The organism is Polaromonas sp. P3_C2 (assembly GCF_056402675.1).
The window spans coordinates 1-10,575 of record NZ_JBFUGX010000061.1; the positions used below are offsets into that span (position 1 = coordinate 1).

The following is a 10,575-nucleotide window of genomic DNA, read 5'->3' on the forward strand; positions in this document are numbered from 1 at the left end:
CGAGTTTTTCAAGACGCATATCGACAGCGAAGCCAAAAAATGGGGTGACGTAATCCGCAACGCCGGAGTAAAGCTCGACTGAGCTTGCCTTCTCGCGTAGACCTGCTGCTGCGTGTCTGCCGTTCGTTCCATACCCGGCTGCGCTGATAGGCGCAACCACATACCAAAACAGACCCCAAGGACAAGCATGCTCAGTTCCCCCGTCCCCGCTACCCAGGTTCTCGCGCACTGGGCTGCCACGGTTCCCAATCAATGGGGTGAATCCACCCTGCGCACGGCGGAGCACTCCCTGGAGGACACCATTGCTGCCATGGTGGCAGGTGCTGGGGACCCGGTTTGCGCCTCGGTACGGGCGGGATTGCCTGCCACGGGCCCAGTCCCGGTGGTGGGCAGCAGCACCGGAACTTGTGCCGCCTTCAGTGCGCTGGCCAACGGCACGGCCGCCCATGCGCGGGAGCTGGATGAGATGTTTCTCGTCGCTGGCGGTCATTTTGGCTGCGCCGTGATCCCAGCCATCCTGGCGCAAGCCCACGAGATTGATGCCACGCTCGATGCGGTTCTGGATGCACTGATCGTCGGAAGTGAGGTGATGGCCCGCGTCGGGATGGCGATGGACCGGTCCCATGCCGAAAAAGGCTGGCATGGCACCCAAACCATTGGTGTAATTGCTGCCGCAGCCGCTTGCGCCAGACTGCTTGGGCTGGGAGTCGGCGGGATGACACACGCCCTCAGCTTGGCCGTTTCCATGGCAGCTGGACCCAAGGTCCAGTTCGGCACCGACACGAAACCCGTGCATGCCGGACTGGCGGCGCAAGGTGGTGTGTTGGCCGCATCGCTGGCGGCATCGGGCGTCACCGGTAGCGATACAGCCCTGGAAGGCCCGCACGGGTTTGGCGCACTCTACGCCGGTGGCTCTGCGGCCGACTGGCAGTCCGTGGCTGCGGTCAGTGACGGCCCGCTGGCGATCGACAGCCATGGCCTGGCGTTCAAGCTGTATCCCAACTGCGCGTCCACGCACCGCTGCCTGGACGCATTGCATGCCCTCGCAACCGAACATGGTTTTGGCCCGGAAGCGGTGGAGCGTGTTGAAACCCTGGTCGGGCGCGTCAACCTGGTGAACCTCAAATACCCAGAGCCCCAGGGTCCCCGCGAGGCCATGTTCTCCATGCCCTACGCGGTGGCAACGATGCTCCGTTACGGCACGGTCACGTTGGCCGACTTCACGCCGCAAGCGGTGCATGACGATATGACCCGGCGCCTCATGCCACGCGTCGCAATGCACCTGGACTCGACACGCGTAGAAACCGCAACGCAGCTGCTTCCCCACACCACGGCCGTGATCTTGAAGGACGGACGACGCCTGGAGCGTGTGGTTCACCACGCCAAAGGGTCATTCCTGAATCCGTTTTCGCCGTTGGAGCGGCAAATCAAATTCGAGCAATGCACCACGGGCATCCTTCCGGAAGAGCGTTTGGCACCGCTTCGCGACAACCTGGCTCGACCGCAAGGCGTCAAGGTTCGCCAACTGCTGGCGCTGCTGCAGTTCGAAGCCCGGGTCGATGACGGCACGCGTTTCGGCCGTCCACGAGGAGGCGGGTCGAGCCCCCTTCCCTGATCCATGGAATCCAGCCCTGCTCAGGCGGGCCCGAACCCGACGGTTCCCCCGTCCGGATCACAGTCGAAGCGGCGCTGGCAACGGAGAGTCCGCGTTTGGAAATGACCGTGTTGCAGCAGGTTGACAACTGATCGATACCCAAGTCCGTCAGATTCGCGGCACAAAAGGAAGCTCTCATCATCATGCACAACCGTTGTTTATCGTCGGCTTTCGCCAAGGCCCTGATGGCACTGGCCGTGGGGGCCCTTGTGACGGGAGCCGGTCCGGTACTCGCCGCAGAGATCATAGTGGGCCAGGTCGGCCCCATGTCAGGGCCGGAGGCCGGTCAGGGCCGCGCTTACGCCGCCGGCATGCAATTGCATTTCAACGCCATGAACAAGGCCGGCGGCATCAACGGTCATAAGTTCACACTCTTGCGCAAGGATGATGGCGGGAGGCCCGACGACACGGTCACTTTGACCAAGCAGATGATTGCTGAAGATAAGCCGCTGGTCCTGGCCGGCTACTTTGGCGGCAAGAATGTTGCAGACTTGGTGTCTGCGGGAATTTTGGCAAAAGAAAAGATCGCTCTGGTGGGCTACCGTACTTCGGAGATTCAGCCGGACACCCCCTACCTGTATAGCGTGCGGGCAGGCCTGCGCGACGAGATTTCCAAACTCATCGAGCATTTGGCCACCATCGGGATTAAGCGCCTGGGGCTTTTCCATGAGGCTGGGCCGGGCTCAACTGCGGTAATCGCCGCGGCCGAGGAGTCAGCTAGGAAAGTCAGAGCGACGATCGAAGGACGCGCCTCCTACGTCGCCAACACGGTCAACGTCACCGACGCCGTGAACACTTTCATGAACATGCAGCCGCAAGCGATCATCATGGTTTCCAGCGGGTCTGCTGCGGCTGGCTTCATTGAGAAGTACCGTATTGCAGGTGGCGCGGCTCAACTGCTTTCGCATTCGGGCGCCGACATCGAGCAACTCTCGAAACGACTGTCTCCGGAGCAGATGCAAGGTGTGGCTATCGCCCAAGTGACGCCAAGTCCGTACAAGGTCTCCAGTCAGCTAGTCAAGGAATTTACTGAGACCGCTGCCAAGACACCCAACCTGGAAGTGCCTGTGAGCTACGCCATGATGGAGGGCTATATTGCCGCTCGCGTCATTTCTGAAGCGATACGCCGCCAAGGCAGCAGGCCCAGCCGCGAGGGGAGCGTTCTAGCCTTGGACAGCATGAGTAATTTTGACTTTGGTGGTTACTTGATCAGCTTTAAACCTGGACAGCACTCTGGCTCCAGCTTCGTCGAGTTATCCATCGTCACCAGCGCTGGCAGGATTCGTCAATAGCTCAAATAATTTGCCATTGATCAGTTGGGTAATAGCAGCCCCCGGCGATTTACATATTCCGCCGGTACTGCCCACCCACCTCAAACAGCGCATTGGTGATCTGCCCCAGCGAGCATACGCGCACAGCCTCCATCAGCACTTCGAACACATTGAGGTTTTCGATCACGGCCTGCTGCAGGCGTTTGAGCATGGCCGGTGACTCGGCGGCGTGGAGGCGGTGGAAGTCGTCCAGGCGCTTGAGTTGGCTTTGCTTTTCTTCCTCGGTGGAGCGGGCCAGTTCAAGCTTGTCTTGTACCGCATCGCCGTGCGGGTTGCGGAAGGTGTTGACGCCGATGATGGGCAGCTCGCCGGTGTGCTTGAGCATCTCGTAGTGCATGGACTCGTCCTGGATGCGGCCACGCTGGTAGCCAGTTTCCATGGCGCCCAGCACGCCGCCGCGCTCAGCGATGCGTTCAAACTCCAGCAGCACGGCTTCTTCTAGCAGCTCGGTGAGCTCCTCGATGATGAAGGCGCCCTGTGAGGGGTTCTCGTTCTTGGCCAGGCCCCATTCGCGGTTGATGATGAGCTGGATTGCCATGGCGCGGCGCACCGATTCTTCGGTGGGCGTGGTGATRGCCTCGTCAAACGCGTTGGTGTGCAGCGAGTTGCAGTTGTCGTAAATCGCGATCAGCGCCTGCAGCGTGGTGCGGATGTCGTTGAACTGGATTTCCTGCGCATGCAGGCTGCGGCCCGAGGTCTGGATGTGGTATTTCAGCTTCTGGCTGCGCTCGTTGGCRCCGTATTTCTCTTTCATGGCCACGGCCCAGATGCGGCGCGCCACGCGGCCCATCACCGTGTATTCCGGGTCCATGCCGTTAGAGAAGAAGAAACTCAGATTGGGCGCGAAGTCGTCGATGTGCATGCCGCGCGCGAGATACGCTTCGACAAAGGTAAAACCGTTTGACAGCGTGAAGGCCAGCTGGCTGATCGGGTTGGCACCAGCTTCGGCGATGTGGTAACCGCTGATGGAGACGCTGTAAAAGTTGCGCACCCGGTTGTGCACAAAGTACTGGGCGATGTCGCCCATGACTTTGAGGCTGAACTCGGTCGAGAAGATGCAGGTGTTCTGTCCCTGGTCTTCTTTCAGGATGTCGGCCTGCACGGTGCCGCGAACGTTTTCCAGCACCCACTCGCGAATCTTCGCGGCTTCGGTTGCCGTGGGGTTGCGGCCATTGTCCTTTTTGAATTTTTCCAGATTCTGGTCGATCGCCGTGTTCATGAACATCGCGAGGATGGTCGGCGCCGGGCCGTTGATGGTCATGGAAACAGACGTCGATGGGTTGCACAGGTCAAAGCCGTCGTACAGCACCTTCATGTCGTCCAGCGTGGCGATGGAAACGCCCGAGTTTCCGACCTTGCCATAGATGTCAGGGCGCAGTGCCGGGTCGTTGCCATAGAGCGTGACAGAGTCAAACGCGGTGGACAGCCGCTTGGCCGCCATGCCTTCGCTGAGCAGCTTGAAGCGGGTGTTGGTGCGGAAGGGGTCGCCTTCGCCGGCGAACATGCGGGTCGGGTCTTCACCCTCGCGCTTGAAGGCAAAGGTGCCGGCAGTGTAAGGGTAGCTGCCGGGCACGTTGTCAAGCATCAGCCATTTGAGAATTTCGCCGTGGTCTTCGTACTGCGGCAGCGCCACCTTGCGGATGGTGGTGCCCGAGAGCGATTTGGTGGTCAGCGCCGTGCGGATTTCCTTGTCGCGGATTTTGACCACGTATTCGTCACCGGCGTAGGCGGCCTGCATGTCGGGCCACTGGGCGAGCAGGGCGCGGGCATCGGCGTCCATGCGCGTCTTGCGGTGACCGGCCAGGTCCAGCGCGGCTTCGGCGGCTGGCGCGCGGTCGGGCTTGTCGATCTTGAGCATGGAGGCCGCGGCCTTGAGCTGCTGCACCTCGCGCGCCAGTTGGGCTTGCGCGCGGGCACGTTTTTTGTAGCCGCGCACCGTGTCGCTGATTTCGGCCAGGTAGCGCGTTCGCGCGGCCGGCACCACCGGCGTCTGGTTGGTACTGTGGCGCACTTCGGCCGCGGGTAGCACACCGCCCTCAAGCGCCAGGCCCAACGCGGCCAGGCGCGGCTTGAGCGCCTGGTAGAGGGCCGTCACGCCGTCGTCGTTAAAGCGCGCAGCCATGGTGCCGAAGACCGGCATCTTGTCGGCCGGCGTGCCCCAGGCTTCCTTGTTGCGTTGCACTTGCTTTGAGACATCGCGCAGGGCGTCGAGCGAACCCTTTCGGTCGAACTTGTTGATGGCGATGAACTCGGCGAAGTCCAGCATGTCGATTTTCTCGAGCTGGCTGGCGGCGCCGAATTCGGGCGTCATCACGTACATGGGCACGTCCACATGCGGCACGATGGCGGCATCGCCCTGGCCTATGCCGGAGGTCTCGACCACGATCAGGTCAAACCCTGCGCATTTGCAGGCGGCGATCACGTCGGGCAGGGCCTGACTGATTTCGGAGCCGAAGTCGCGCGTGGCCAGTGAGCGCATGAAGACGCGTTGACCGCTGTCGGCGTCCTTCTGTCCTGCCAGGGGGACAGTCCAGGGGTTGATCGCGTTCATGCGGATGCGGTCGCCGAGCAGCGCGCCACCACTCTTGCGGCGAGACGGGTCGATACTGATGACTGCCACGCGCAATTTGTCGTTCTGGTCCAGGCGCAGGCGGCGTATCAACTCGTCGGTCAATGAAGACTTGCCGGCGCCGCCAGTGCCCGTAATCCCCAGCACAGGGATCTTGCAGGTGGAGGCCTGCGTGCGGACTTTGTCCACCAGCGCCGCGTCGGCCTTGCCATTCTCCAGCGCCGTGATCAACTGCGCCAGCGCCCGCCAGTTCATCTCTCCGTGGCCTTCAATGGCCGTGACGTTCTTGGGCGCGAAACTGGTCAGGTCTTTGTCGCAGCGCATGACCATCTCGCCGATCATGCCGGCCAGGCCCATCTTCTGGCCGTCTTCAGGGCTGTAGATGCGGGTGACGCCGTAAGCATGCAGCTCGCGGATTTCGGGCGGCACGATGACGCCGCCGCCCCCGCCGAACACCTGGATGTGTTCGCCGCCGCGGCTTTTGAGCAGGTCGACCATGTACTTGAAGTACTCGACATGCCCGCCCTGGTAGGAGCTGATAGCGATGCCTTGCGCGTCCTCCTGCAGGGTGGCTGTGACCACTTCGTCCACGCTGCGGTTGTGGCCCAGGTGGATGACCTCCGCGCCCATGCTCTGCAGGATGCGCCGCATGATGTTGATGGCGGCATCATGACCGTCAAACAGGCTAGCCGCCGTGATGAAGCGCACTTTGTGAGTAGGGCGGTAGCTGGCGAGCGCTTTGTATTCAGCGGACATGTCGGTCATGGTTGTCTCCGGGCGGCGGTTGGGCCGTCGATCTGTGATCTGTTTGATTGACGTTTACGTAAACGTCAATCTTAGCCGGTAAGCCGGCGCCGATCAAGTGTGCGCCCTGTAGCGGTGCGAGCAAAAAAAGGGACGCGGAGCGCCCCTCTTTGCCAAAGCCTGGGGCCCAATGGCTTCCGGGCTGTTTACCCGTACAGGTATTTAGGCAGCCAGAGCGTCAACCCGGGCCAGACGTACATGAACACCATGCACAGGATCACGATCAGCATGTAGGGCATCATGCCGGCGAAGATCTGGTTGATGGTCACATGGGGTGGCGACACCCCCTTCAGGTAGAAAGCCGACATCGCCACGGGCGGCGACAGGAAGGCCGCTTGCAGGTTCACGAAAACCAGCACGCCCCAAAGAATCGGATCGATCTGGAAATGCTGCAGCAGTGGCAGGAAGATGGGCACGAAGATCACGATGATCTCGGTCCACTCCAGTGGCCATCCCAGGACGAAGATGATGGCCTGCGACAGCAGCAGGAACTGCAGTGGTGTCAGATTCATCGACATTACCCATTCCTCGACGACGCGCTGGCCGCCCAGCAGAGCGAAAACCGCGGAGAAGAGTGCTGAACCCACAAACAGCCAGCACACCATGGAGGTCGTCTTGCAGGTCAGGAACACCGCCTCCTTGATTTTCTGAAAGTCCAGCGTGCCGGCATGCCAAGCCATGAGAAAGGCGCCGGCCGCGCCGACGGCCGCCGATTCGGTGGCGGTTGTGATGCCGAACAGGATGACCCCCAGCACGACGATGGTTAGCAGCGCGAGCGGCATGACCGAGCTCACCAGCATCCGCAGGATCTCGAACTGCTCGGCGTCGAAGCGTCGGTAGTACCACAGCAGCAGTCCCGCCATCAGCACGCAGGCGATGGCAAAGCCCGTGTAGAAGGACTCGGGCACGGGTGCGGTCTGTGGCCCCGAACCCGAGGGCTCGCCTATTTCCTGCAGTGGTGCGTCGGCGGTGGTTGTCGCTGTCGATGGCTTCGCATCTTCCGATCCCGGCGGCGCCTGCAAGCCGCCGGCTTCGGCCGGCTCCTTGACCGTGTCGCCGGGTTCTTTCAGCCCTTCTTCCGCAGGTGGTTCCTGGAGGCCGCCTTCGGCGGCCGGCGGCTCCTTCACGCCGCTCTCCGCCGGTGGTTCCTGGACTTCGCCGCTGACTGCGGGCCCTTGCAGGCCTCCGCCCGCCGGCGCTGCGGCCTTGGCGGTGCGTGCCGCCGCCACCTGGGCGATGTTGTCGGCCTGCGAATGGATGACCACATACCACCAGGTGCCGCCCAGAGTCGCCAGCGCGAGCACCACCGGCACCAGGGCTGTGCCCAAGCTGCGCAACAGGAAGCCGCGGCTGACTTGGGCGCCCGCCTGCAGCGCCTTGCCCGGAGCCGCGACGGCCATGGCCAACGCCGGCAGCGTCCTGCGCGAATAGGCGGCGGTCACCTGCTGCAGCCAGAGCGGCACCGGCGCGCGGTTCTGCTCCGGCGGCAGCTTGGGCGCGATCTTGGGGTTGAGCATGACCCAGCCGACGATGTAGACCAGGTAGAGCAGGGCCAGGAAGAAGCCGGGGAACATGGCCGCCGCGTAGAGCTTGACCACGGACTGGCCGGCGACGGCGGCGTAGACGATGATCATCACCGAGGGCGGGATCAGGATGCCCAGCGTGCCGCCGGCGGTGATCACGCCGGCCGCCAGCCGCGTGTCGTAGCCGGCGTTGAGCATGGGCCGCATGGCGATCACGCCCATCAGCACCACCACAGCGCCCACCAGGCCACTGGCGATGCCCCAGAACGTGCAGATGATCAGGGTGGTGACCGCCAGCGAGCCGGGCACGCTGCGGAACGCCAGCTGCACGCTATGGAACATCTTGTCCACCAGCGCGCCGCGCTCCATCACATAGCCCATCAGCACAAACAGCGGAATCGATAACAGGGTCTCGTTGGTCATCGCTCCAAAAGCGCGCTGGACCATCAGGTCGAAGATCCTGTTTTCCCAAAAATGGGTGGACGGATCGTAGAAGGCCACGAAGCCGAACGCCATGCCCAGGCCCATCAGTGTGAATGCGGTGGGAAAGCCCATCATGATGACGACCACGATCAGGCCGAGCATGGTCATGCCGAGGACTGCGTTGCTCATTTGGAGACCTCCGCCCTGTGGGCTGCGGTGCCATGAATCTTCGGAACGGCCGGGCGATTCATGTTCAACCTTTCAGGCCGGCGGATTTTTCGATGGCCAGCAGCTTGGCTTCTTCATCGACAAACTCGCTGCCGGCCAGCTGCTGCGCGACCACATCGGATTCCTGGGCGTCCTTGAGCCGCGGTGTCCAGATGCCGGTGCGGATACAAACGACGCAGCGCAGGATCTCGGACAGCCCCTGCATCAGCACAATGGTGCCAGCCACCGGGATGACAAACTTGAACGGATACAGCGGGATAGGGGTGGCGTTGAAGGTTTGTTCGCGCATCGCCAGTGACTCATTGAAGTATGTCCAGCCGGCCCAGGTCAGCGCCATAATCCCGGGCAGGAAGAAGACGATGTACAGGACCAGGTCCAGCCAGGCCTGCGTGCGGGGCTTCAAGTTGCCGTAGAAGAAGTCGCCGCGCACATGGCCGTCATGCGCCAGCGTGTAGGCGCCCCCCAGCATGAACAGCGTGCCATACAGCATGTTATTGACGTCGAAGATCCATGCGGTGGGCGCGTTGAGCGCGTAACGCTTGAAAACTTCAGCGCAAACGACCACCATGAGGATCACGATGAGCCAGGYGGCGGCCTTCCCGACCCAGGTGCTGATGTGATCAGCCGTGTGAAGGATTTTTTGTGTATTCATTTTGAACCGGTGTTCCCATCAAAAAGGCCAGCCATCCAGGGTTGGACGGCTGGCCGGCTTCGCCGGGGCTCGCAGGCTCAGGCCTTCTTCTTGCCGAAGGAATGGTTGTAGGCCATCTTGAAATCGACCATGTAGTCGTTCTGCCAGGGGATGGTGCGCGCGGCGTAGGCCTTCTGCGAGTCGATCACCTTCTTGAACAGCGGATTGGCCTTGGCTTTGTCCTCGATGATCTTGTCCCAGGCTTCCAGCTGTGCCTTGAGCACGGCGTCGGGCGTCTTGTAGAACTTGATGCCCTGTTTTTTCATTTCAGCGTAGTCGGTGGAATTGCGATCTATGGCCTTCCAGCTCATGTCGGCGCTGGCAGCCTGCACGCCGTAGTCGATGATTGCCTTGAGCTCGGCGGGTAGCGCGTTGTACTTGGCTTTGTTAAACAGAATCTCGAACTGCTCTCCGCTCTGGTGAAAGCTCTGAAGCATGCAGTTTTTGACCACATCCGGAAAACCCAGAACACGGTCCGAACTGGCGTTGTTGAACTCGGCTGCGTCGATCAAGCCGCGGTCCAGCGCAGGTACGATCTCACCGCCGGGCAGCGGATTGACGGAGGTGCCCATCGCTGTGAAGATGTCGACCGACAGTCCGACCGTGCGGAACTTCAGGCCCTTCATGTCACCCACTTTGGCGATCGGCTTCTTGAACCAGCCCAGCGGCTGCGTAGGCATGGGGCCGTAGAGGTATGACACCACATCCATGCTGATCGACTTGTAGATTTCTTCCAGCAGTGCTTTGCCGCCGCCGTAGTTGTGCCAGGACAGGACCATGTTCGGGTCCATGCCGAAGGCCGGGCCGGAGCCCCACAGGGCCAGGGCGTTGTTCTTGCCGTAGTGGTAGGCCACCACACCGTGGCCGCCGTCCAGCGTGCCCTTGTTCACAGCTTCGAGCAGCTGGAATGCCGGCACGACCGCGCCGGAGGGGAGCACCTCGATCTTCAGTCGGCCGCCGGCCATGTCATTGACCTTCTTCGCGAAATCGTTGGCGTATTCATGGAAGATGTCCTTGGCCGGCCAGGTGCTCTGGAAGCGAAAGGACGTTGTCTGCGCCATGGCGACCATGGGGGCGGACAGGGCGCCGGCGGCAATCGCGGCGCCTTTCAGCAGGCCGCGCCTGCGGGGGCTTTTGCTCTCGGTCATGACTTGTCTCCTGTTGTTTCGAAAAAGATAAGAGGACTCATCATTCCGTCTTGCCCATTCCTTACAAAGAGGGTTTCCACCAACGCTACAGGTTGTTGCCCCTTCTCAGGGTGAAACTGTTTGTGCGTGACCGACAGGAGCCCGCGAGGAGCTCAGGTGACTTTCAGCCCCCTGAGGGCCGGATCGCCCGGCGGAAAGCGTCTG

Annotated in this window: 6 protein-coding genes; 2 read left to right on the forward strand and 4 right to left on the reverse strand. The window is 61.8% G+C overall.

All coding sequences use genetic code 11. From position 1 onward, the window contains the following. Window positions 1-187: 187 nt before the first annotated feature. Together AC1DWI_RS04605 and AC1DWI_RS04610 are read left to right on the forward strand one after the other, a co-directional pair. Window positions 188-1,615, forward strand: a complete 1,428-nt coding sequence (locus AC1DWI_RS04605; RefSeq protein WP_477668571.1) for an MmgE/PrpD family protein — start codon at window positions 188-190, stop codon at window positions 1,613-1,615. Between the two features lie 224 nt (window positions 1,616-1,839). Then, entirely contained in the window at window positions 1,840-2,946 is a 1,107-nt protein-coding gene (locus tag AC1DWI_RS04610; protein WP_477724447.1) for an ABC transporter substrate-binding protein, read from the forward strand. A 49-nt stretch (window positions 2,947-2,995) separates the two neighbouring features. Here AC1DWI_RS04610 and icmF read toward each other — a convergent pair whose 3' ends face one another. From icmF to AC1DWI_RS04630, 4 genes are all read right to left on the reverse strand, one after another. Further along, on the reverse strand, window positions 2,996-6,319 hold the full coding sequence (icmF, locus tag AC1DWI_RS04615; RefSeq protein WP_477668569.1) for a fused isobutyryl-CoA mutase/GTPase IcmF: 3,324 nt from the start codon (window positions 6,317-6,319) through the stop codon (window positions 2,996-2,998). Between the two features lie 185 nt (window positions 6,320-6,504). Next, a complete protein-coding gene (locus tag AC1DWI_RS04620; protein ID WP_477668568.1) occupies window positions 6,505-8,493 on the reverse strand; it encodes a TRAP transporter large permease in 1,989 nt (662 codons plus the stop codon). Window positions 8,494-8,557: 64 nt separating this feature from the next. Then, the gene (locus AC1DWI_RS04625) at window positions 8,558-9,184 is read right to left on the reverse strand and encodes a TRAP transporter small permease subunit (RefSeq protein ID WP_477724448.1); all 627 of its coding nucleotides are present in this window, start codon (window positions 9,182-9,184) and stop codon (window positions 8,558-8,560) included. Between the two features lie 77 nt (window positions 9,185-9,261). Next, the gene (locus AC1DWI_RS04630; RefSeq protein WP_477668566.1) at window positions 9,262-10,371 is read right to left on the reverse strand and encodes a TRAP transporter substrate-binding protein; all 1,110 of its coding nucleotides are present in this window, start codon (window positions 10,369-10,371) and stop codon (window positions 9,262-9,264) included. Window positions 10,372-10,575 lie beyond the last annotated feature (204 nt).

Excerpts from the sequence above, each read along its gene's own strand:
- AC1DWI_RS04620 (WP_477668568.1), bottom strand. The coding sequence starts at position 8,493 with ATGAGCAACGCAGTCCTCGGCATGACCATGCTCGGCCTGATCGTGGTC.
- AC1DWI_RS04610 (WP_477724447.1), top strand. The coding sequence starts at position 1,840 with ATGGCACTGGCCGTGGGGGCCCTTGTGACGGGAGCCGGTCCGGTACTC.
- AC1DWI_RS04630 (WP_477668566.1), bottom strand. The coding sequence starts at position 10,371 with ATGACCGAGAGCAAAAGCCCCCGCAGGCGCGGCCTGCTGAAAGGCGCC.
- AC1DWI_RS04605 (WP_477668571.1), top strand. The coding sequence starts at position 188 with ATGCTCAGTTCCCCCGTCCCCGCTACCCAGGTTCTCGCGCACTGGGCT.